Origin of the sequence: Streptococcus sp. 27098_8_134, from assembly GCF_041431675.1 — a bacterium.
Taxonomy (GTDB): Bacteria; Bacillota; Bacilli; order Lactobacillales; family Streptococcaceae; genus Streptococcus; species Streptococcus sanguinis_R.
This window is the reverse complement of sequence record NZ_JAPVYD010000001.1, coordinates 67,194-88,044: the sequence shown is the minus strand read 5'-3', so window position 1 is coordinate 88,044 and position 20,851 is coordinate 67,194. Positions and strand designations below refer to the sequence as shown.

The 20,851-nt window shown below is 43.6% G+C and carries 23 protein-coding genes and 1 pseudogene; 21 read left to right on the top strand and 3 right to left on the bottom strand.

Annotated features, from left to right (window positions below):
- Nucleotides 1-26 precede the first annotated feature (26 nt).
- Complete coding sequence (locus O3620_RS00435) at nt 27-1,172, bottom strand: cobalamin-independent methionine synthase II family protein (protein WP_032912943.1); 1,146 nt, start codon at nt 1,170-1,172, stop codon at nt 27-29.
- 132 nt (nt 1,173-1,304) lie between these two features.
- The gene (locus O3620_RS00430) at nt 1,305-1,772 is read right to left on the bottom strand and encodes a GNAT family N-acetyltransferase (RefSeq protein ID WP_002919235.1); all 468 of its coding nucleotides are present in this window, start codon (nt 1,770-1,772) and stop codon (nt 1,305-1,307) included.
- 234 nt (nt 1,773-2,006) lie between these two features.
- Here O3620_RS00430 and O3620_RS00425 point away from each other — a divergent pair, with 234 nt between their 5' ends.
- Together O3620_RS00425 and O3620_RS00420 are read left to right on the top strand one after the other, a co-directional pair.
- A complete protein-coding gene (locus O3620_RS00425) occupies nt 2,007-2,477 on the top strand; it encodes an SP_0198 family lipoprotein (RefSeq protein ID WP_002919233.1) in 471 nt (156 codons plus the stop codon).
- Nucleotides 2,478-2,657: 180 nt separating this feature from the next.
- Nucleotides 2,658-3,695, top strand: coding sequence for a zinc-binding dehydrogenase (locus O3620_RS00420; RefSeq protein ID WP_002919232.1), 1,038 nt, complete (start codon nt 2,658-2,660; stop codon nt 3,693-3,695).
- 91 nt (nt 3,696-3,786) lie between these two features.
- Here O3620_RS00420 and O3620_RS00415 read toward each other — a convergent pair whose 3' ends face one another.
- Nucleotides 3,787-4,512, bottom strand: a complete 726-nt coding sequence (locus O3620_RS00415) for a hypothetical protein (RefSeq protein WP_002919231.1) — start codon at nt 4,510-4,512, stop codon at nt 3,787-3,789.
- Nucleotides 4,513-4,621: 109 nt separating this feature from the next.
- Between O3620_RS00415 and O3620_RS00410 the strand changes: the two genes are divergently transcribed.
- The 19 genes and pseudogenes from O3620_RS00410 (at nt 4,622) to O3620_RS00320 (ending at nt 20,849) form a co-directional block, all read left to right on the top strand.
- On the top strand, nt 4,622-5,230 hold the full coding sequence (locus O3620_RS00410; RefSeq protein WP_002919230.1) for a TetR/AcrR family transcriptional regulator: 609 nt from the start codon (nt 4,622-4,624) through the stop codon (nt 5,228-5,230).
- A 67-nt stretch (nt 5,231-5,297) separates the two neighbouring features.
- Nucleotides 5,298-6,359, top strand: a complete 1,062-nt coding sequence (locus O3620_RS00405; protein WP_002919229.1) for an ABC transporter permease — start codon at nt 5,298-5,300, stop codon at nt 6,357-6,359.
- A complete protein-coding gene (locus O3620_RS00400) occupies nt 6,360-7,025 on the top strand; it encodes an ABC transporter ATP-binding protein (RefSeq protein WP_002919228.1) in 666 nt (221 codons plus the stop codon). It begins immediately after the preceding gene.
- Between the two features lie 51 nt (nt 7,026-7,076).
- Complete coding sequence (locus O3620_RS00395; protein ID WP_002919227.1) at nt 7,077-7,493, top strand: GNAT family N-acetyltransferase; 417 nt, start codon at nt 7,077-7,079, stop codon at nt 7,491-7,493.
- A 175-nt stretch (nt 7,494-7,668) separates the two neighbouring features.
- On the top strand, nt 7,669-8,280 hold the full coding sequence (locus tag O3620_RS00390; RefSeq protein WP_002919226.1) for a TetR/AcrR family transcriptional regulator: 612 nt from the start codon (nt 7,669-7,671) through the stop codon (nt 8,278-8,280).
- Nucleotides 8,281-8,298: 18 nt separating this feature from the next.
- On the top strand, nt 8,299-10,065 hold the full coding sequence (locus O3620_RS00385; RefSeq protein ID WP_371601298.1) for an ABC transporter ATP-binding protein: 1,767 nt from the start codon (nt 8,299-8,301) through the stop codon (nt 10,063-10,065).
- Nucleotides 10,058-11,802: pseudogene (locus tag O3620_RS00380) on the top strand (ABC transporter ATP-binding protein). Before O3620_RS00385 ends, O3620_RS00380 begins: the two are co-directional and overlap by 8 nt.
- Nucleotides 11,803-12,129: 327 nt before the next feature.
- Nucleotides 12,130-13,128 (top strand): hypothetical protein, encoded by a 999-nt coding sequence (locus O3620_RS00375; protein ID WP_002919222.1) that lies wholly within the window; start codon nt 12,130-12,132, stop codon nt 13,126-13,128.
- Nucleotides 13,118-13,300 carry a hypothetical protein gene (locus O3620_RS00370; protein ID WP_002919221.1) on the top strand — a complete coding sequence of 61 codons (183 nt, stop codon included), beginning with the start codon at nt 13,118-13,120 and terminating at the stop codon, nt 13,298-13,300. Before O3620_RS00375 ends, O3620_RS00370 begins: the two co-directional genes overlap by 11 nt.
- An 11-nt stretch (nt 13,301-13,311) precedes the next feature.
- Nucleotides 13,312-14,580, top strand: a complete 1,269-nt coding sequence (locus tag O3620_RS00365; protein WP_032912940.1) for a DUF2130 domain-containing protein — start codon at nt 13,312-13,314, stop codon at nt 14,578-14,580.
- A 5-nt stretch (nt 14,581-14,585) separates the two neighbouring features.
- Nucleotides 14,586-14,972, top strand: a complete 387-nt coding sequence (locus O3620_RS00360) for a hypothetical protein (protein ID WP_032912937.1) — start codon at nt 14,586-14,588, stop codon at nt 14,970-14,972.
- Nucleotides 14,969-15,121, top strand: a complete 153-nt coding sequence (locus tag O3620_RS00355) for a hypothetical protein (protein WP_002919217.1) — start codon at nt 14,969-14,971, stop codon at nt 15,119-15,121. The genes O3620_RS00360 and O3620_RS00355 overlap by 4 nt, the downstream gene beginning before the upstream one ends.
- A gap of 2 nt (nt 15,122-15,123) precedes the next feature.
- The gene (locus O3620_RS00350; RefSeq protein ID WP_002919216.1) at nt 15,124-15,930 is read left to right on the top strand and encodes an alpha/beta fold hydrolase; all 807 of its coding nucleotides are present in this window, start codon (nt 15,124-15,126) and stop codon (nt 15,928-15,930) included.
- A gap of 3 nt (nt 15,931-15,933) precedes the next feature.
- Nucleotides 15,934-16,812, top strand: coding sequence for a tRNA pseudouridine(55) synthase TruB (truB, locus tag O3620_RS00345; protein ID WP_002919215.1), 879 nt, complete (start codon nt 15,934-15,936; stop codon nt 16,810-16,812).
- Nucleotides 16,813-17,060: 248 nt separating this feature from the next.
- Complete coding sequence (locus tag O3620_RS00340; protein WP_328264001.1) at nt 17,061-17,990, top strand: bifunctional riboflavin kinase/FAD synthetase; 930 nt, start codon at nt 17,061-17,063, stop codon at nt 17,988-17,990.
- A 111-nt stretch (nt 17,991-18,101) separates the two neighbouring features.
- Nucleotides 18,102-18,503, top strand: coding sequence for a Spx/MgsR family RNA polymerase-binding regulatory protein (locus tag O3620_RS00335; RefSeq protein WP_002906786.1), 402 nt, complete (start codon nt 18,102-18,104; stop codon nt 18,501-18,503).
- Nucleotides 18,504-18,505: 2 nt separating this feature from the next.
- Nucleotides 18,506-18,784 carry a UPF0223 family protein gene (locus O3620_RS00330; RefSeq protein WP_002897770.1) on the top strand — a complete coding sequence of 93 codons (279 nt, stop codon included), beginning with the start codon at nt 18,506-18,508 and terminating at the stop codon, nt 18,782-18,784.
- Complete coding sequence (locus O3620_RS00325; protein ID WP_032912935.1) at nt 18,774-19,544, top strand: inositol monophosphatase family protein; 771 nt, start codon at nt 18,774-18,776, stop codon at nt 19,542-19,544. Before O3620_RS00330 ends, O3620_RS00325 begins: the two co-directional genes overlap by 11 nt.
- Nucleotides 19,545-20,849: an RsmF rRNA methyltransferase first C-terminal domain-containing protein gene (locus O3620_RS00320; RefSeq protein ID WP_371601297.1), complete on the top strand. Its 1,305-nt coding sequence runs from the start codon at nt 19,545-19,547 to the stop codon at nt 20,847-20,849.
- Nucleotides 20,850-20,851 lie beyond the last annotated feature (2 nt).

Here is a 20,851-nt window from a genome sequence, read left to right as displayed (position 1 = left end):
AAGCGGTTATTCCGCTTTTTTGCTTATTATCCCCAGAATTTCTGGGCGATTTCTTGGCCTTGTTTGATTTTTGCCCATTGTTGTTCAATGGTGAGTTCATTTCCAGAGTCACAAGAGGCAAAGCCGCATTGGTGGGAGAGCAGGAGACGCTCTTTCGGTAGAACGGTTGCTGCTTTCTCGAGCAGGTCTAGGACGCGTTTTTCGTCATCCAAGCCTGTGGTTTTACTGGAGAGCAGTCCTAAAACAACTTCCGCATCCTTGTCTTTTAAAGCTGCTAGGGCTGATACATCACCAGCTACATCGCTGTCCCACTCTAGGAAGTAGCGATCGTAGTGTTGGTCGCGCAGGAATTTTTCCGCGATAGCTTCGTAGGTACCCTCGGCAGCAGAGCGGCTTTCGTAGTTACCACGGCAGTTGTGGGTCCAGACAGTCAGTCCCAACTCATGAGCGTAGTCTACGACTTCGTTATTAATAGCGACAAACTCGTCTGCTAGATCAGCCAGACTAGCATTCCCTTCCGCAAAGAAGCTAGCAGGATTGGACTCGTCAAAGAGTTCCCAGAGGCAATCGTCAAACTGGATAATCTGTCCGCCAGCGGTCTTATAGTCGTCCAAAAATTCCTTATAAGCTTGAATCAAGCCTTTTTTTAAGTCTTCATTGGTCTCATAAACTTGTCCTGGTCCCGCCAAGCTGTCAAAGACAGCTAACTCAGTATAAGCATGGGCAGGTCCCCAGACAGTCAGCTTGGTATCGTCACCAGCAGCCTCTTCCTTGACTAGCTTATAAATCTCAATAAAGTGATGATTTTTACCAGAGAGTGGTGCTGTGATGCGGATACCAATATCCTTACGGGTCTCGTATTGCCCACCGTCGTGGTCCTTGAAGGTATAGCCGTGGTCAGCAATGTAGCGCTCGATTCCCTTAAGTCCCCAGACAAAGTCCAGATGCCACATGGGCTTGGAGTATTCTCCATCTGTCAGGATGTCAATTCCCTTTGCCTTTTGCTCAGCAACAATCTCCTTGATGTCAGCGGTCTCCGTCTCATGGTAGCCTGGGAAGCTGTCGTAGAAGGGATATTGAATATCATCGCGATGCTCAATTTCTGTCTTATACTGGCGCAGATTTTCTGGGCGCAGAAGTGATCCAACCAGTTGAAATTTTGATTTTGTCATAAGATTTCTCACTTTCATTAGGGATTATGGTCTATTGTATCGAAAATTTCTCGGCAAATAAAATAGTTAATTCTGCTGGTAGGATATATCCGAAAACTATTGCTAGCGCTTCCTGAAATTTGTCTTTCAAGCTCAAAGAATCTTCTCCATCACTGTTTCCTGAGCCTGAAGCTTTAATCGCTCATAGAAACGCAGGGCTCCGACATTGTCGTTCCAAACATTGAGAGTCAGATTATAGCAGTCAATTTTCCGAGCATAGTCTTCCGCAAAGCGGTAAAGTTGCTCGCCAACCTTTTGCCCTCTTGCTTTCTCATCCACACATAAGTCCTCAATAAAAAGTGTTTTGATAGGATTGAGTATAGGACTGACAGGTTCCTTGATGGAGCAAAACAGGTGACCGAGGATTTCTCCGGATTCACTTTCAAAGACGAAAATAGGGGTGGAATCTTGTACCAGAATCTTCTCTAGCTCTTCATTGCTAAACTTGCTGCCCTTGGACTTGAAAATGTCCGGCCGAGCTTGATGGTGGACAAGCAGGACTTGCTGAAGGAGTTCTTGGAGTGCAGGAATATCTCTGACTTGGGCTTTTCTGATTGGCATGATCTTCTCCTTTTATCTTTTTAAGAATCATTATACGACAGGGAACTATTTTGTCAAGAGAACTCGGAAAGACTAACAGAATAAGCAGCGTCTGAATAGCAAAGTTCAGTCAGAGTGATTCATTTCCTTTAGATGTATTTTCCTTATAATAAAAACTGCTTTTTCTTGACAAATGAAACAGACAAGTGTAGAATATAATTATAAACTACAAATGTAGAAAAAGGAGAAAGCGATATGACTATTACAAAAAAAGCCTTTATCGGAATTCTATCTCTGACAGCAGCAGTTCTATTGGCTGCCTGCTCAGGCAATACCAACCAAGGAGGGAATACTAGTTCATCACAGAATACGCAAGGCCAGACATCACAATCTGCGCAAAATCAGACTTCGCAGTCATCAGCCGCATCTTCCTCTAATCAGCCTTCTTCATCATCAAATGCAGGGCAGGCTACTAATCTAGACGGGCGCTACCAAGCAACCGACCATGATGGTGACCAGCATGTCCTGGAAATCAATGGTACGACTGGTACCTGGACTGAGACCGAGGTCGATGGCAGTAAGGAAATCAAGCAGGTACAAGTAGATGCTGCTAACCAAAGACTGATTGTCGGTGATGATGCTAAAAGCTATCGCCAAAATGGCAATCAGTTGATTGTGGACGAATTGGATGATGATCCAGACACTCTGACCTTTACCAAGCAGTAAAGCGCTTTTCATTCTGCTCAGGACAACAGGATGAGCAGTGAGGAAATCAAATTAGGAAACTCTGAGAAAGGAGTTTCCTTTTTTATAAAAATTTTATCGTAAATGATGTTAAAAATTTGACTTCTAGGACGCTCTAAGTTGTATAATAGTTACTATAAAGATATTACAGGAGAAGAAACGATGAAATCAGCAGTTTATACAAAAGCGGGCCACGTTGGGCTCATTGACATTGACCGTCCGCAAATTATTGAGGCAGATGATGCTATTATTCGGATCGTTCGGACCTGTGTCTGTGGTTCTGACCTATGGCGCTACCGCAGTCCAGATATTGAAGCCGGCCATCAAAATAGTGGGCATGAAGCGATTGGAATTGTCGAAGAAATCGGGGATGCAGTAACGACTGTTAAACCTGGCGATTTTGTTATTGCGCCATTTACTCATGGATGCGGGCAATGTGATGCCTGTCGAGCAGGATTTGACGGTACCTGTGATTCTCATATTGGGAATAACTGGTCAAATGGGGTGCAGGCAGAATATATGCGCTTCGAATTTGCTAACTGGGCTCTTATCAAAATTCCGGGTCAGCCTTCTGATTATACAGAAGGAATGCTCAAATCACTCTTGACACTGGCTGATGTCATGCCGACCGGCTATCATGCTGCACGAGTGGCAGATGTTAAGCCTGGTGATAAGGTGGTCGTGATTGGTGACGGAGCTGTTGGACAATGCGCTGTTATAGCTGCTAAAATGCGTGGTGCTTCCCAAATCGTTCTCATGAGCCGTCACGAAGATCGACAAAAGATGGCTTTAGAGTCAGGTGCGACAGCTGTTGTTGCAGAACGTGGCGAAGAAGGAATTGCCAAGGTCCGTGAGATTCTTGGTGGTGGTGCAGATGCTGCTCTTGAATGTGTCGGAACAGAAGCTGCTGTTGATCAAGCTCTGGGAGTCCTTCACAATGGTGGTCGCTTAGGCTTTGTCGGTGTACCTCACTATAATAACCGAGCTCTTGGTTCTACCTTTGCTCAAAATATTACAGTGGCAGGCGGAGCGGCCTCTGTCACGACTTACGACAAGCAAATCTTGCTCAAGGCAGTTCTTGATGGTGATATTAATCCGGGCAAGGTCTTTACTAGTGAGTACAGGCTGGATGAGATTGACCAAGCTTATAAGGATATGGATGAACGCAAGACCATTAAGTCCATGATTGTCTTTGATTAGGTGTAGAAGAAAAACAGCCTTGCTGCGGTCTCTTTATGATGGCAGTAGGCTGTTTTTGAATAGCTTGGTAGTTCTTTTCATGAAAGGAAATTCATTCTTTTTGCTCTTTGCACCAAGCTATCCACTTTGACCATTCGGCGGCCAGGTGGAGTTGGTGTTCTTTGATTATGCTGTCTGGACAAAGGCTGGGGAATTCGACGCAGAATCGGGCTTCTAGGCCTTTTTCTGTGTCGCGAAACTGATGGCGAATACCACCGATATTGCAACCATTCACTAGACTGGCGACACCGACAGTTTGGAAGGGATAAGACGCATCACGAGGCTCCTCTATCTCAGCTGAACCACCAAGGCTAAGAAAAAACTGTGTCGGCAGTGGGCTGTTTCCTGCCGTCTCAATGACTTCTAGTTTGTCGCCGTGCGGCTGCAAAGCATAATGGTCTGGACAGGCACCAAGATTGACTCGTTTATGAACATTTGTCTTTTCTAACATCAATTTTTCTAGCTTTTTACTGAAAGAAGCAGCAGTCAGTCCGCTTGCAAAAATCGTTACAACAGCTCTTTTTCGTGGTTTCTTGGACCATTTGGCCGCCCATTTCATCAAATATTGGCTCCATTTGAGTTTGGTTCCGATTTTATGGATTAGCTCCTCGTATGTCAGCTTCATTTTTGCTTCCAGTAGGGCTTGGTCTAAAATCTCCGTGTTGTCAGTATTCGGCAGCTGTAGATTAAGTATCTTAGCCGCTTTATGGATTCTCTGCTTCCGCCATTGCTCAATTCTTTCTTGACCGACTTCCTTTTGATTGATAATAATCTTCATTTTTTAATCCTCCTGTTCTTGTCTTCTGCTTATATTTATTATATAGTGGGAGCTGGATGACATACAAGCATCAATTTTAGAGAGACTGTTGCATTTTGAGGTGAATGGCATGTATGAGAAAAAAAGAAGAAAGACAGAAAAGCAGATAGAGACTAGCTTGCTGCAGCTGATGAAAGAGCAGACTTTTGAGACTATCAGTATTCGTCAGCTGATTGACTTGGCAGAGGTGAATCGCAGTACCTTTTATCGGCATTATCTGGATAAATATGATCTGCTGGAGAAGATAGAAGACCGCTTGCTAGGTGATTTGCAGGTCTATTATCAAGAGGCTCTAGATTCTGCCTGCTTGTTCAAGTTAGAAAAGGATTTTAAAGTGGAAGACTATATCCATGAAAAACAAAACCTTTTTCATTTTTTTGAGACTCACTTGGAAGACTTGGCCATTCTTTTGGGTCCAAATGGCAGTCCAACTAGTTCGCAGCGGTTGCAGGAAGCTTTGAGGGAGATTTTCTCGCAGAGTATTTCCTTGGGGAATCCACATTTAGAGGAGATAGAAGCGGATTTGCTCCTGAATCATCAAGCTGCGTCCTTTATGGGAACCCTGACTTACTGGCTGGCTCATCCTCGCTATAAGGCTCAGCAAATGAGTGATTTTCATGCTAGGGTGACCGCTGTCGGTCTGGCAGGTTTTGTCAGAGAGCATATGGAGGGGGATTGACAGGATAGTTTTTCCAGTTTGCTTCTTTATGGTATAATAGTCTCGAATATCTCAAAGGGGGACAGCTTTGTTTTTAGCTTTTAAAGAGATTGTCTACAGTCGCGGACGCTATCGTTTAGTGGTTGCTGTGGTCTTTCTCATTACCTATATGGTTTTCTTTTTATCTAGTCTTTCCGTCGGTTTGGCTAGGCTCAATCGCTTGGCTTTGGACCAATGGCAGGCTGAGTCGATTGTTTTGTCGGAGTACGCCAATAAGAATCTAATAGCTTCGACTCTCAAGGAAGAGGAATACAGCCGCCTGCTTCAAGGGGACTCAATCGCTGCTTTGGGACAAACGTCAGCAGTGGCCAATTATGAAGATGGGACTGATAAACTCAATGCTCAGGTTTTTGGTCTCTCTTGGGATAGTTTTCTAGCGCCTGACATTATTGAGGGACGTCCTGCTGAGACTGCTTATGAAGTCATTGCGGATAAGCGTCTGCAGCAAAAAGGTGTGAAACTAGGTGACCGACTCCAGCTCAATGGCAGTGAGCGCCTCTATCAGGTTGTTGGTTTTACAGAGGATAATAGCTTCTTTACGCAACCTGTAATTTTTATGGATCTAGATGATTTCAGGGAATTAAAGTACGGCTCAAGTCAGGTTAAGAATATCAGCGCACTTGTGGTCAAGGATGCTCAGAAGATTGAAGAAGCTGGACTTAGTCAGCTCTCTATGAGTGATTTTATAGAAAATATCCCTGGTTATCAGCCTCAGGTTCTGACTTTTTCCTTTATGATTGGGGCCATGGTTCTGATTACATTTTTTGTATTGGGAATTTTTATGTATATCATTACCATCCAAAAGACGCATCTTTATGGTATTATGCGCGCCCAAGGAATTGCCAGTGGGAAGATTATTGCTTCTATTTTTTGGCAGATTTTCATCCTGTCCACTCTGGGAATCAGCTTAGCTGTCTTGGCTCTCTTGGGAACCCAGCTCGCCTTGCCAGCTTCTATGCCTTTTTACAGTGATTGGCGAGCTTACGCAGGATTGATTGTCCTGATTGTTTTCATGTCACTGGCTGGCGGACTTTTGTCCATTCATCGTGTTCTGAAAATTGACCCTATCACAGCGATCGGAGGTGAGTAAATGTCAATCATAGAACTAAAAGGGGTTACAAAAGAATATGGGCAGGGACATACGCTGGTTCAAGCCCTGAAACCAACTGATTTCCGATTGGAAGCAGGGCAGTTTGTAGCTATTATTGGGCCGTCAGGATCGGGTAAAACAACCCTTCTGACCTTGCTGGGGCATTTACAAACTCCCTCAAAAGGACAGATTCTCCTGCATGGGAAAGATACTTCCCAGCTCAAGGAAAAGGAACGTGCTGCTCTGCGTTTCAATGATTTCGGCTTTATTTTGCAGGCTTCCAATCTCATACCTTTTTTGAAAATCGAAGACCAATTCCAGCTGATTGACCGCTTATCTAAAAAGGAAAGAACAGAACTAGACAGTCTGATTGAGTTGCTGGATCTTAAAGGAACACTCAAGCAGTATCCAAAAGAATTGTCTGGCGGGGAACGGCAGCGGGCTGCTATCGCTAGAGCGCTTTACAATAGCCCAGATATTATTTTGGCTGATGAACCGACAGCTAGTCTGGATACGGAGCGAGCCAAGCGCGTGGTCCATTTGCTCAAAGAGGTGACCCAGAAATTCCATAAGAGCGTGGTCATGATTACTCACGATACCCGCCTGCTGGACGAGGTTGATAAGGTTTATGAGATGCAAGACGGAGTGCTGACTCAAGTTCGATAAAGCGTTAGAATGGTTTAAGCCAACAAACAGAGAAAAAACAAGGAGAGAACTATGATTCATTATAAAACAAATCCTCAGCTAGATTTTGCGGCAGTGCTAGACCTCTATGATTCGGTTAATTGGAGCAATTACACTAATCGACCTCAGCAGTTAGAGCAAGCCTTCCATCAGTCCTTGTTTGTGATGGCGGCCTATGACGAAGATAAGTTGGTTGGTTTGATTCGAGCAGTCGGGGATGGACTTACCATTGTCTTCATTCAGGATTTGCTGGTGTATCCACACTACCAGCGTCAGGGGATTGGACGAAGCCTTCTTCAGAAAACATTGGAAAGATTTAAGGATGTTTACCAAATCCAGCTGGCAACGGAGCAGTCAGATAAAAATCTAGCTTTTTATCGAGAGCTCGGCTTTCGCCGACAGGAAGATTTCGACTGTACTGGCATGATTTATGCACCTAATAAAAATTAAAATTCTAGAGGAGCTTGTTCGCAAGCTCCTTTTGTCATGTTTACAAGAGTAAAAGGGAATAGAACTAGACCGATGAAAATATTTTTCGGCCTTTTTTTGTTTTTTCTTGACAGTTAAATTGTCAGAATTTATAATAAAAGAAGAAAGGTGATAACGGTGTTATCGAATTTAAATCATGAAAAAAGAAACAGATGAGTTAAATGAAAAAATCTTGGAAAGCGCAAGGAGTGAGTTCTTAGCTTATGGCTATCAGGATGCTTCACTGCGGAGAATTTGTCGCGCGGCTGGCTTGACGACTGGGGCACTTTATAAGCGCTATGAGAGTAAGGACAGTCTCTTTACTGCCCTGCTTGAGCCTACTCTGACAGCCTTAGACCAGTATGGACAAGAGCAGAAGCGACGTGACTATGATTTCCTAGAAGAGGGACACCTGTCTGATATGTGGGTCCATCGCTTGGAGGATCTCCAGTCCCTGATGCGGATTCTCTATGAGCATAAGGATATTATGCAGCTCTTGCTCTTTAAATCTCAGGGATCTTCGCAAGCGGACTTCAGGATGCGTCTGCCTCATTTGGCTGCAGACGAGACTTATCGCTATTTGGAGTTGGCTTACAAAGAGGGTAAGATCAATCGTTTGGTCAAACATGAGTTTCTGCGATCGTGCATGACAGCTTATTATACAGCTGTATTTGAGCCCTTGGCTCAAGACTGGCCCCAAGAGCAGGCGCTGGAATTTTGCCATTCCATCATGGACTTGTTTGACTGGGGAAGTTTGCTAGGTTTTTGATAGAAAGAAGGAAATTCTATGAAGAAAAAATCTGTTCTTGCTTGGATCTGGGACTTTGTTTCCCTTCATAAGATATATTTTGGACTCAGTCTGATTTTTGCCTTTGTCTCTGTACTTTCAGGATTTCTGCCTTATTTCTTTATTGGCGGAATGATTAATCAACTCTTGGCTGGCAATAAAAACTGGAATTTCTACCTGCTACAGTCGGCATGGGCAGGTCTGGCCTGGATTGGCTACTGGGGATTCCATGGTATTTCCACCATGCTGTCACATACGGCTACTTTTAAGATTCTAGCGGAAATGCGGTACCGACTGACAGATAAGCTGGCTAGGCTGCCTTTAGGTACAGTGCTTAGTCAGTCATCAGGCAGCTATAAAAACATTATCGTTGAGCGGGTGGATGCGACCGAAACGACCTTGGCTCACCTGATTCCAGAGTTTACCGCTGGGATTTTTGGTCCGATTATTGTTCTCATTGCTATGCTAGTCATCGATTGGCGGCTGACCATTCTGTCTCTCCTGACTATTCCCATCGTGGCGCTGGCCTATATGCGGATGGTTGCAAATAGCGAAGCAGACTATCAAAATACTCTGGTCAAGACCAAAAAGCTCAATGATACAGCGGTGGAATACATCAATGGGATTGAGGTTATCAAGGTTTTTGGCAAGGAAAAGTTCTCTTACGATAAGTTTGTGACAGCTGCTAGAGAAGGAGCAGACTGCTTTATTGAATGGATGCGCAAGTTCAATCTAGAGATGGGCATTGTGACAGCTTTTCTGCCATCAGGCTTGCTCTTTCTGCTGCCGGCTGGCTGTTATTTTTATCTGCAAGGTAGTTTGACTGCCGGCAATTTCATTCTGATGATTATTCTGTCGCTTAGTCTTCTGACTCCTCTGATTTTAGTGGCTAGTTACATGGACGATTTACGGAAAATCGGGACTATTTTTGGCCAAGTCATTGATATTTTGGAAAAGCCTGATTTGGAAAGGCCTCAGGAGCTGCGAGAACTTCCAAAAGGAAGGGATCTGGTCATGACGAATGTCAGCTTTGGCTATACAGATGAAGAGGAGGTGCTGCATGGAATTTCGTTAGATATTAAGGCTGGCAGCATCAATGCTTTAGTTGGGCCATCAGGCTCAGGTAAGTCCACAATTGCCAAGCTTCTAGCTTCTTTCTGGGATGTCACTTATGGTCAGATTAGCTATGGTGGCTTGGACATTCGTCAGCTTCCGCTAGAATATTACAGTCGGCAGATTGCTTACGTGACTCAGGATAACTATCTCTTTGATGAGACTATTATGGAAAATATTCGGATGGGAAATCCAGCGGCTTCTGATGAAGAGGTCATCGAAATTGCCCGTCGCTGTGGCTGTTATGACTTTATCATGAACTTGGAAGATGGTTTTGAAACTCAGGTAGGCTCTGGCGGCAGTCATCTATCTGGTGGGGAGCGTCAGCGGATTGCTATCGCCCGTGCCATGCTCAAGGATGCGCCGATTCTTATCTTGGATGAAGCGACTGCTTATACAGATCCGGAAAATGAAGCACGGATCCAGTCCAGTCTAGCTCGTCTGATTGAGGGACGGACCTTGATTGTCATTGCCCACAGGCTGTCTACTATTATAAGTGCAGACCAGATAGTCTTGGTCAATGATGGTCGGATTGAAGCTAGAGGTCGGCATGAAGAATTGCTGGCAACCAGTCCGCTTTATGCTTCTATGTGGCAGGCCCATATTGCTACCAGAGATAGTGGTGAAATGGAAGGAGGGCTGACTCATGCTTAATATACTGAAGAAATTCTTTGATTTCTGTACGGCAGAGGACCGTAGGAAATTTTATCAATCCATTTATCTGGGCATCATCAAGTCCTTTATCATCGCTCTGCGTATTCCAGCAATCGGCCTAGTCGTTATGGGACTGATAGAGAAGAATCTCTCTATGCAGACTTTCTGGCTGGCTCTGGGTATCATGTTGGTATCCACTGTGCTAAACGTCTGGATTACCCTGAAAATCACTATGCTCCAGACGGAAGCGGGCTATCATACCTGTGCTCAGAAGCGGATTGAAATTGCCGAGCACATGCGCTATCTGCCCATGGGTTACTTTAATCAAAATAGCTTGGGCAAGATTACCAGTGTTACGACTAATACGCTGGAAGGGCTGTCTGATGTAGCTACGCGAGTGGTTATGATGACTGTGCAGGGCTTTCTGACGACCGGTCTCATCACCGTTTTGGTCTTTCTCTATGACTGGCGGGTTGGACTGGTTCTCTTGGTGGGTCTCGTCCTCTTTCTCTTGCCAAATACCCTCATGCGTTGGCAAGTTGGCAAGGTTTCTGATGACAAGTATCAGGCGGATATCGACCTAGTAGCCGTTGTTTTAGAGTACAGCCAAGGTATTGCTGAAGTTAAGAACTACAATCTGGTCAACCGTTCTGCCAAGAAGCTGTCCAAGGCTATTGAAGGCAAGAGTCAGCTAGATACTAAAATGACACTCGTGACCTCACCTTACATTGCCCTCCAGGGCATGGTGACCAAGCTGACGGGTCTCTTTATGGGGCTTTTCTCTATCTACTTTTATCTCAATGGCAGTATGGAGCTGCTGGTAACCATTATGATGATTGTCAGTGGCTTTATGATTTATGAAAATCTAGACGGCGTTGGCTCTTTCTCTTCTCTCCTGCGCATTGTTGATCTGTCGGTTGATATGGTCAATCAAGTTTTGGCTATCCAGCCGATGGACATCAGCGGTCAGGATATTGAGCCTAAGAGCAGCCGGATTGAGCTGAGAGATGTTAGCTTCTCTTATGAAAATAAGAAAATTATTGACCGGGTTTCCCTCACCATTCCCGAAAAACAACAACTGCTCTGGTCGGACCTTCTGGATCAGGCAAAACAACGCTCTGCAACCTCATCGCCCGCTTCTGGGATGTGGATCAGGGAAGTATTAGTTTAGACGGACATGATGTTAGGGAATACAGCTATGACAGCCTGATTCGTAATTTCAGCTTTGTCTTTCAAAGCGTCTATCTCTTTGAGGATACCATTGCCAATAACATTCGTTTTGGCAAGCCGGAGGCCAGTCAAGAAGAAGTAATAGAGGCTGCTAAGAAAGCCGCCTGTCATGACTTTATCCTCTCGCTGCCTGATGGCTATGACACTAAGATTGGTGAAGGAGGTGCCAGTCTTTCTGGAGGTGAGCGCCAGCGCATTTCCATTGCTCGGGCAATTATCAAGGATGCGCCTATCATCATTCTGGATGAAGCAACAGCCAATGTTGACCCAGAAAATGAAGAAGCCCTCATGCAGGCTATTCAGGCTCTGACTCGCGATAAGACCATTATCATGATTGCCCACCGACTCAAGACGGTTGAGCATGCAGACCAGATTCTGGTGCTGGATCAAGGCCGCATTGTCGAGCAAGGCAAACACCAAGACTTACTGGCCAAACAAGGTATCTACAGCAAATTTATCCAAGAAAGAAAAACAGCCGCCAGCTGGCGGATTGAGATGGAAGAGTGATAACCTGAAACAGCAGGCCGTTTGGCTTGCTGTTTTTGCTTGCAGGAGCTCTATTTTGTTGCTATACCAGACCAGCCAAGTGTGCTATAATGATGTAGAAGAATAAGAAGGACAGATGTAAAAAATGGAGAAGAATTTTCTTAATGATTTTGAGACAAAATATTGCAAGAATTGAAAAAACAGTTGGAAAGAGCTTTCAGAACAACCAACTGGGAAAGAGCTTGACATCGGAAGAAGCGAAAGCTCGTTTTTGTTTGTAAAAAAGATGTAGGCTTATTAGTATTGACACAGATGGATTGGTTAAAACTTAAATAAGGAGATCCTAATATGGAAAATTTTGAAATTGAAATTCCTGTAAAAGAGAAATTTGAAGTTGATGTCAAAAATAAAGAATTATACAATTATGACTTTCAATCTTATTCGTTGGTTCCATTGCAAAACGAAGCTTCTTTAATGATTGCCGATAAAATTAAGAATAATTTGTTTTCTCATATTTCTGAAACTAAATTATTAAAAGAGCTTGTAGATAAAAGTGGTGATGTTGAATATGTTGCTAAACTAACAAAAATTGCAAAAGAAAAATTAAAGACAGGGGAATGGAGTTACGGTATTAGAAAAAAGACTGGCGAAACTTATGCGGTATTAAAAGATACTGTGTCTGGAAAAATTAAAAGCAGTGTAACTCTAGAAAAAAGAGCTGTCAAAGAGCTAGGTAACCTTCCAGAGCTCTCTGCTATCCAAGGACAACTGGCGTCAATCTCTGAACAGATTGAAAGTTTGAATGAACTGATTATTAGAGTAGAACAAGGTCAATACAATGATAGATTTTCAGGATTTTTTAGCGCAAGGCAGTTAATAGTTGAAGCTTTGGCAACAAAAAATGAGCAGTTAAAAAGAGACTTACTTCTTTCAGCTATTAAAGAAAATAATAACACAATTGCAAAATTAATGATGTCAATTTATGCTGACGGTATTGATTTTACTAATCTTAAAATCAAACAGAAAGATGCGACTAGAATTAGTATTTTGCTTCAAAAATCAATAAGTTACCTATCATCAACAATGCAGCTGAATGTGGTTGCCTATACGATTTTAGAAGAGCAAGAGTCAGTAATGGCTGTGTTGAGTAATTATCAGGCTTTTACAGAGCAAACATTGCTAGAACCGAAATATGATGGAAAAAGTTTGGCTTGGAAAATTGATAATTTTTTAAAAGGAAATGATAATTCTTTTGTAAAATTAACACAAAACATCTCTGAAAAAGTCAATATGCTGATTAATAGTTCTGAAAAAGTGCGAATAGAGGAGAAGGAAGATGAAAAATAATAAGATGAGAATTTGTAAAATTCATAAATGTGACAAAGAAGTTTATACACCCAAAGCAATGTTCTGTGGCGAACACGAAAGGGATTACAGAGAGACTAGGAAGAAAGTTGGTTACGGGATACTGGCTGTTTCTTCTTTAATTGTTGGTGGTTTATTGAAAAAAAGAAAATGAAGAGGTATCCCATGAATGAAATCAAATGCCCCAACTGCGGGGAGGTTTTTACTGTTAATGAGAGCCAGTACAGTGAGCTTTTGTCGCAGGTTCGGACAGCAGAGTTTGACAAGGAGATTCATGCTCGGATTGAGCAGGAACTGGCTTTAGCAGAGCAAAAATCCCAGAATGCTCAACAAGCTCTCCTATCGCAGAAAGAGCAGGAAATTAGTAATCTTCAAAGTGAAATTGCTCAGTTTGAGACCCAGCAGGAATTGGCAAAGAAAGAGGCGGAGCAGGCAGCCAGTCTTCAATTGCAGGAGAAGGAAAAGGAAGTTCAGCAATTGGAAAGTCAGTTGACTACTCTGCGCTTGGAGCATGAAAATCAACTGCAAAAGACCTTATCTGCGCTGGAAAAAGAGCGAGACGAGGTTAAGAATCAGCTAGTCTTACAAGAAAAGGAAGCAGCGCTGGCTCAGACCTCCCTCAAAGAGCGCTATGAGGTAGAGCTACGGCAGAAAGATGAGACCATAGAGTTTTACAAGGATTTCAAAGCCAAGCAATCTACTAAGATGATTGGCGAGAGTTTGGAACAGCACTGCGAGTACGAGTTTAACAAGAACCGTATGGCCATGTTCCCGCGAGCGGAGTTTGGCAAGGACAATGATGCCAGAACAGGCAGCAAGGGCGACTACATTTACCGTGAGGTGGATGAAAATGGTGTAGAAATCCTCTCCATCATGTTTGAGATGAAAAATGAAGGCGATGAGACAGCGACTAAGAAGAAAAACGAGCATTTCTTCAAAGAGTTGGATAAGGATCGGCGGGAGAAGGGTTGCGAGTATGCCATTCTGGTGACACTTCTTGAGGCTGATAGCGAGCTCTACAATTCGGGTATTGTCGATGTATCCTATGCCTATGAGAAGATGTATGTTATCCGGCCTCAGTTCTTCCTGCCCATGATTACCCTCCTGCGCAATGCTGCGCTTAACTCGCTCCAGTACAAGCAGGAGCTGGCCTTGGTGCGGGAGCAGAATATTGATATTACGCATTTTGAGGAAGATTTGGATGCCTTTAAAGTGGCTTTTGCCAAGAACTATCAGTCTGCTTCGACCAACTTTGGCAAGGCCATCGAGGAGATTGACAAGGCCATCCGCCGGATGGAAGAAATCAAGAAATTCCTGACAACCTCTGAAAACCAGCTGCGCTTAGCAAACAACAAACTGGACGATGTCTCTGTCAAAAAACTGACACGCAAAAATCCTACTATGAAAGCTAAGTTTGAAGCTTTGAAGGAGTGAGAAAATTGGACTTAACAACCCGTTGGATACAATCAACCAAATTTGCTGAGATTGATCGAATTATAGAAAGACTGCCACAAGAAGCGAAGGAAACTTTTTATCAGCAATGGCAGGCTGCTTCTTCTGAATTACGTAAAGAAATTTGGATTGAACGAGGCAAACAAGTACTGTTAGCTAATGTAGTTTATTTTTTAGTACTTTGCTATTTAGTCTTTTTTCAAGGGATGTCCTTATCTGTTAAGGATTTACCTTATCTTGGACTAGGTTTGTTAGTTTTTTCAGGGATTGGATTTATGGACGATGAAGAGGCGACTGACTTAGTTATTAAGAAAAAACGTCAGATAGCAGTAACTATTTATAAGCAGTATTTTGAAAGAAAAATAGAAAAATGATAGATCAATTGACTGTTCAAGAATATCAGAAAGAAGACGCAGAAGTTCTGCCGCCCCTGTATAAAGTATTGGGCTATTCAGCAGAAAAAGATGAATTGCAAAGCAGACTCAGGGATATTCTTATAAGTAAACTCTTGAGAGGATTCTAAATATGGTCTATCGTGCAAAAAATCATGTCCTGCATCTTAAAGATAAGAGCATGGACTATGTGACCTTTGGAAAAGGGAAGAAGCCTCTGCTCATCATTCCTGGTCTAGGGGATGGTTTGGCGACTGTTAAGGGAATGGCGCAAATGCTTGCCCTATCTTATAGGAAATTCGCAACAGCTTACCAAGTGTATGTTTTTAGCAGAATCAATGAGTTGCCAGAAAATTATACAACACGAGATATGGCGACTGATATAGCTGAAGCTATGGATGTTTTAGGTCTGAAAACGGTAGCTGTCATAGGAATTTCTCAAGGCGGTATGGTTGCCCAATGGTTAGCTGTAGATTTTCCAGAAAGAGTTGAAAAATTGATTTTGACAGTTACTACTGCGAAACTGAATAATCTTGGTAGGGAGCGGATTACTCGTTGGTTTGAGTTGAGTCAGACTGGAGCCTATAAGGAACTGATGTTGGATATTGCAAGTCACTCTTATACGCCTAAATCCTTTGGAAAGTTTAAATACCTTTATCGAATAATGGGAATATTTGGTCGTATTAAAGATAAACAGCGGATTGCTATTCAGGCCATATCTTGCTTAAGACATGATAGTTTAGCCGTTTTGGGCAAAATCAACTGTCCTACGCTAATCATTGGAGCAGAAGAAGATGACGTCCTAGGTGTAGAAGCTTCGCTCGAATTGCATCAACATATCAAAGATAGCCAGCTCACTATTTTGCTAGACTGTGGCCATGCACTCTATGAAAAGCATAAGGCTTTCCAAAAGAGAGTTTTAGTATTTTTAGAAAGTTAACCAATGAACGGAATTATCAACCTAAAAAAAGAAGCGGGCATGACCTCGCACGATGCGGTATTTAAGCTGCGCAAAATTTTAAAAACCAAGAAAATCGGTCATGGGGGAACCTTGGATCCGGATGTGGTCGGGGTGCTTCCGATTGCTGTGGGCAAGGCGACGCGCTTGGTCGAGTTTATGCAGGAGGAAGGCAAGACCTACGAGGGAGAGATTACCCTGGGCTGCTCAACAACGACAGAGGATGCCAGTGGAGACCTCCTAGAGCGGACACCGGTGACAGAGCTTTTAGAAGAAGCTCTCATTGATGAAGCGATGGAGTCCATGACTGGTGAGATTCGCCAGATTCCGCCCATGTACTCTGCAGTCAAGGTCAATGGGCGCAAGCTTTATGAGTATGCAAGAGCGGGTCAAGAAGTGGAGCGGCCAGAGCGACTGGTGACCATCTATAGTTTTGATCGCATCAGTCCGATTGCCTATGAAGATGAGCAAGCCCGCTTTCGTTTTCGAGTCAAGTGCAGCAAGGGAACCTATGTCCGAACTCTGTCTGTTGATTTGGGAGCCAAGCTTGGCTTTGCCAGTCACATGTCCCAGCTGACACGGACTTCCTCAGCAGGTATGAGCTTAGATGATGCCTTGACCCTGGATGAAATAGCAGAGCGAGTAGCAGTAGATGATTTCTCCTTTCTCCAACCACTCGAGTTAGGAATCGGAGATTTAGTGAAAGTTGAGCTCTCTGACGAGCAGGTTGAGGATGTGAGAAATGGCCGTTTTATCAACTTGGTGTCAGAAGAAGCTGAGCTAGCTGGCTTTTATAAGGAGAAGTTAATAGCCATTTTGGAAAAGCGGGAAGAAGCCTACAAGCCCCGCAAAGTCTTCCTTTAATATCCGCAGTAGAATTGTCAAAAGATTGTTACTCTTTTGTAATATGAAATGTGCGCTTGCATGTTATAATAATCTCATTAAACCTCACAAAAGGACAGCAACTGCACAACTGCTGTCCTTTTGTTTTGCTTATTTTTCGATTTTGACAAACGCCCTGACTAGAGCAGTAAAATTTTTTTGAATGTTTTGCAGTTTCGCGTGGAACGGATATTGTAAAAATAGCAAATGCGTAGTAAAATAGAGGAATGATGATAACCAAGAGAATTATAGATGAAAAAGGGATTGATCAGACAGAAGATACGGTCCTTGTTCTAGGCTATTTCGATGGGCTGCATAAGGGCCATCAGGCACTCTTTGAGAAAGCGAGAGAGATTGCAGCGGAGCAAGGTCTAAAGATTGCAGTGATGACCTTCCCAGAGTCTCCTAAGCTGGCCTTTGTCCGCTATCAGCCTGAGCTCATGCTGCATCTAGCTAGTCCTGAAGATCGGATGGCGCAGCTGGAAAGTCTAGGTGTTGACTATCTTTACCTGATTGATTTTACTAGCCATTTTGCAGGCAATACAGCTCGGGACTTTTTTGAGAAGTATGTATCTCGTCTGCGTGCCAAAGCCGTGGTAGCTGGCTTTGACTATCATTTTGGCTCAGACCGCAAAGAGTCGCATGAACTGAGAGATTATTTTAATGGCAAGATTGTTATCGTTCCCTCGGTTAATCTGGATAATCGGAAGATTTCTTCCACTCGGATTCGGGAGACGATTGCAGCTGGAGATATGCTGAAAACACAAGAGCTGCTTGGCTACCCTCTGTCCACTCGTGGTATTGTGGTTCATGGCAATGCCAGAGGACGGACGATTGGTTATCCAACAGCCAATCTAGCTCCTTTGGATCGAGTCCTGCTCCCAGGAGATGGCGTTTATGTCGCGGATGTTGAGCACAATGGTCAGCGCTATCGAGGTATGGCTAGTGTTGGGAAAAATGTAACTTTTGACGGTGATGAACTCCGTTTTGAGGTTAATATCTTTGATTTTTATCAGGATATTTATGGAGATACCATTCGGATTTTCTGGCTGGATAAGATTCGCGAGATGGTTAAGTTTGAAGGTATTGACAGTTTGGTTGCTCAGCTGCAGAGCGATGAACGGATCGCTAGAAGTTGGACTGGTTATCGAAATAGTTGAAAAATTTATATTTTCATGACATTCAGCAGTTATTTTCAAAAAAATATAGTCAAGCCAAATAAAATTTAGTATAATAGAGGTAGTTATTATACAGAATTAGAAGAGAAACGCATGATTACATTATTTTTATCGCCGAGTTGTACTTCTTGCCGTAAGGCACGTGCTTGGCTGCTAAATCATGAAGTGCCCTTTCAGGAACATAATATCATGACGAGCCCTCTGTCAGCTCCCGAATTGCAACACATTCTTTCTCTGACAGAGAACGGTACAGACGACATTATTTCAACTCGTTCAAAAATTTTTCAGAAATTAGATTTGGATGTGGAGGATTTGTCCATTTCAACCTTGATTCAGTTGATTGAGGAAAATCCCAGTCTTTTGCGACGCCCAATTATTTTAGACGGCAAACGGATGCAAATCGGCTTTAACGAGGATGAAATTCGTGCTTTCCTGCCTCGTAGTTATCGTAAGGAAGAGTTAAGATCCGCAACCATGCGGGCAGATATTCAGTAAAGATGAACAAAAATTATAGTTACCCACTAGATTTATCGTGGAGCACTGAAGAGCTTGCTTCGGTGCTCTCTTTTTTTAATGATGTAGAAGCAGCCTATGAACAGAAAGTCCAAGCGGAAAAGCTCTTGAAGTCCTATGCGGCTTTCAAGCAAGTTGTTCCGAGCAAGGGTCAAGAGAAGCGAATCGGGCGAGAGTTTGAAAACGTCAGCGGTTATTCGCTTTATCGTGCTGTTCAAGAGGCAAAAAGTAAAGGTAAAGGAAGCATTTCTCTTGGAAAATAAATTTCATTTTGCTAAAGAAATCATCTACCAAGCTGGTGCTTTTTTGAGGGAACATCTCTATGATGATTTGGATGTGAGTCAAAAGACCAGTGCCACTGACTTGGTCACCCAGATGGACCGGAGGGTTCAGGATGATTTGGTGGCTAAGATTCTAGCCCGCTATCCGCAGGATGCTATTTTAGCGGAGGAAAATGGACTCCGACATAATATTGCTGATGGCAATGTCTGGGTGATTGATCCAATAGACGGAACCACCAACTTTATCACTCAGAAGGCTGATTTTGCCGTTATGATTGCCTATTTTGAAAAGGGCATTGGTCGTTTTGGCCTGATTTATGACGTGACCAGAGATCAGCTCTATCATGGTGGCGGAGACTTTGACGTCTATTGTAACGACCGGAAACTTCCTGTTTTTGAGGACCGGCCTTTTCAAGATTTTCTTATGGCTTCTAATGCCGGTATGCTGCAAGCCAATGATTGGGGCTTGGCAGACTTGGCTCGGGAGTGTTTAGGGGTTCGGGTTTATGGCAGTGCTGGGATTAGCTTTAGCAAGGTGCTGTCTGGCGGTCTCTTGGCTTATTTTTCCTACAACTGGCCTTGGGATTATGCGGCGGCTTCGATTATGGCGGAGAAGCTAGGCTTTATCGTGCAGACCTTGGATGGCAGTCAGCTAAATTTCCAGACTCGGCAGCCTGTCATGATGGTGCCTAAGTGCAAACTATCGGCTCTGAAGCCTTATTTAGAAAAGGGGAAGCAGTAGATGGACTTTCCTAAAGGTTTTAAAGAAAAATATGAGCAGATTTTAGGTGCAGAAGCGGCGGACTTTTTTGCGACTTTTGACGAGGAGCCGATTTCGGCCTTTCGCAGCAATCCTCTGAAAGAAGGCCAGCAGAATTTCTCAGATGCCATTCCTCAGACAGACTGGGGCTTTTATGGCAAGGTGTCTGGCAAGTCTGCTGAGCATGTGACTGGTCTGGTTTATTCGCAGGAGCCAGCAGCTCAGATGGTGGCTCAGATAGCAGCACCATCTAAGGGGATGAAGGTCCTAGATTTGGCGGCAGCACCAGGTGGCAAGTCAACTCATCTTTTATCTTTTTTAGATAATACGGGTCTGCTGGTCTCCAATGAAATCAACAGCAAACGCTCTAAAATCTTAGTGGAGAATATTGAGCGCTTTGGTGCTAGAAATGTGCTTGTTACCAATGAATCTGCTGACCGTCTGGCTCAGGTTTTCAGCGGATATTTTGACTTGATTGTTTTAGATGCACCTTGCTCGGGCGAGGGCATGTTTCGTAAGCAGCCGGATGCTACTCAGTATTGGACTCCGGATTATCCAGCCCAATGCGCCCAGCTCCAGCGAGAGATTTTAACAGCTGCTATGAGCATGCTTGCTAAGGATGGTCGTCTGGTTTATTCGACCTGTACTTGGGCTCCTGAGGAAAATGAAGACATCGTTGCTTGGTTGCTGGAAGAATTTCCACTTGAACTGATTGATATTTCTAAGATAAACGGGATGACTGAAGGAATTGGCTTTCCTGAGACAGCTCGGATGTATCCGCATCGCTTCAAAGGTGAAGGTCAGTTTGCAGCCCATTTTCGCTTTACTGGTGAGAATAGCTGCAAGAAAATTAAATCAGGTAAGAATCGTTTGACGAGCGAGCAAAGAAAGCTATGGCAGGATTTTGAGAGCAAGCATCTAAAAACAGTCTTGACTGGTGACCTGCAGACCTTTGGGGACAATCTTTATTTGTTGCCAGCTGGCCTGCCAGACCTGTCCAAGCTAAAGATTGCTCGTAACGGTTTGCATCTAGGAACGTTTAAGAAGAATCGCTTTGAGCCTAGCTTTGCCCTAGGCTTGGCTATGAAGCCCAGCGAAGTTCTGAATCGAGTTGAAATCAGTAATCAGGACTTCAAGAAATATGCGGCAGGTGAGACGATTGAACTGGCAGAGCCGCAGCCAAACGGCTGGTACCAACTAGTCCTTGGCGGGAACGGTCTGGGCTTTGCAAAAGTCACTGGAAAAACCCTGAAAAATTATTTCCCAAAAGGCCTGAGATTTAGATAAAA